This window comes from Polaribacter sp. Z014 (assembly GCF_023555435.1).
In the GTDB taxonomy this organism is placed as follows: domain Bacteria; phylum Bacteroidota; class Bacteroidia; order Flavobacteriales; family Flavobacteriaceae; genus Polaribacter.
The window spans coordinates 1-1,751 of record NZ_JALCZP010000070.1 but is presented as its reverse complement, the minus strand read 5'-3'; the positions used below and the strand labels follow the sequence as shown (position 1 = coordinate 1,751).

The window sequence follows — 1,751 nt, the reverse complement described above, 5'->3', positions numbered from 1 at the left end:
TAGTTGCAGTTGTAGGTATATTTATTTGAAAATTTTTTTGAATCCCGTCTTCACTAAAGGGTTCACTTACTGTGTTGGTATACACAGCTTCTCCATAGTCAGAAAAATCACCATCCTTATTAAAATCTATCCATACTTTTAATGTGCTTGCATTATTATTTTGTGCACTATAGCTAATTGAAGCAGGATAATCTTCCCCTAAATTAACATCTGTATGTGTGGATAAAGTATTGTAATATTCGTAAACAGATGCCGTATTATCTGAGTTTTGAAAAATGTCACCAAAACTTACTTTACTTATAAAAACTATATCATTATTATCAGAATTTATAGGCCTACAATATGAAGATTGAGCGTTTATATTGGTTGTAATACAGCTAAACAGTATTATTATAAAGAGAATATTATTTTGTGAGTTAAACATTTTCAGATATTTTGGAGGATAATTATTGTATGTATTTTTTTGTATTGACTTTATAGTGAGTATTTTAGTTGTAGTGAGGCACTGCTGTTAAGACATACTTGTATTTTAAAAGTCACTTTTGTCTACGTTTCTTGTTGCTATCTATTTGTAAGTAGTTATATGATGTTTTTTTGTGAATAAACCTCATTTAAATAGAGGTCTGTAGAATATTAACCTCTACCCAAAAAGGGATCATATCAAATAGTTTATAATCATTTAATCATTAGTTTTGTTTTAAATTCATTTTTCTCAAATTAGAAAAAATAAGATTTAAGTTAGACTTTGTTTATACTACCGTAATATTTTAATTTTTAGTTAAGAACTATTACTTTTTTTAAAATTTAAGTTACGTTTTTGGGCAATATACCTTCTACTACACATGAGTAATATTTGTTAATTTCGACCAATAGTAGGTTTTATTAAAATAAGCTTTTGAATGTAGATAATGCGTTATTAAAATATTTATTAAACTTAAATCAGTGGTATTTATAGTGGATATTAAGTTTTTTTATTTAATAAAGTAACTTATTGTGTTCTGCTATAGAGCAATAGTTTTTTATTGGAGCTAAATGTTTTACTTTTATTAATCTAAGCAATAAGAGCAAGTAATCATATAATATAAAGGGAATTATTTTTCTAAATAAGTTCGTGTCTTTTAAGTGTATTAACATACATAGAGATTTTAAAATGCAAATATAATTATTACTTTGTTAGAAGTGTATTCGGTTTTGTTAAGAATTAGATAATTATCTTTTTTAAACTTATTGTAAGTGTTAAAGTCTTTGGGTGTATTGAGCAATCTTCTTTATAAAAAGGAAATAATAGAAAGGAGTTTCGTTGTAAGTTGATGTAACTAAGGATAACAATAAAAGAAGAAATATTTTTTCTAAAAATTTCTTGTTATTAATTCAGGTTATTTAAGTGTTTATACATAATGTGGCTTCCTGCTTTTTAAAGCAAGAAGCCAATATTTTTACTCAATTACAACTTTCTTATCCATTGTACCTTTATTGGTTTTTATTTTTACAATGTAAACACCTGTTGCTGTTTGTTTACTGATGTCTAATTGATAAGTACTTTTCTGTTCATTTATATTCCACAGACTTACTTTTTTACCAAGTATATTAAACATTTCTACTTTTTCAAATTCTATTTCTTTGTTTTTAGAAATTACAATTTGGTGGTTTTCATTATCTGCATAGATATTGGTATCGGCAGTTAAGGTATCTTCATCTAAACCAAGTACTGTAGCTTCTTTAAAAGCCAGTACAAAACGATCTGTATACGT

At 25.9% G+C, this 1,751-nt stretch carries 2 protein-coding genes; both read right to left on the bottom strand.

The annotated features are described in order from the left end of the window. Positions 1 to 424: GEVED domain-containing protein (locus MPF19_RS18920; protein WP_249989834.1), on the bottom strand; the 424-nt coding region annotated here is incomplete at its 3' end. Positions 425 to 1,436: 1,012 nt separating this feature from the next. After that, on the bottom strand, positions 1,437 to 1,751 hold a 315-nt coding region (locus MPF19_RS18915; RefSeq protein WP_249989833.1), incomplete at its 5' end, for a T9SS type A sorting domain-containing protein.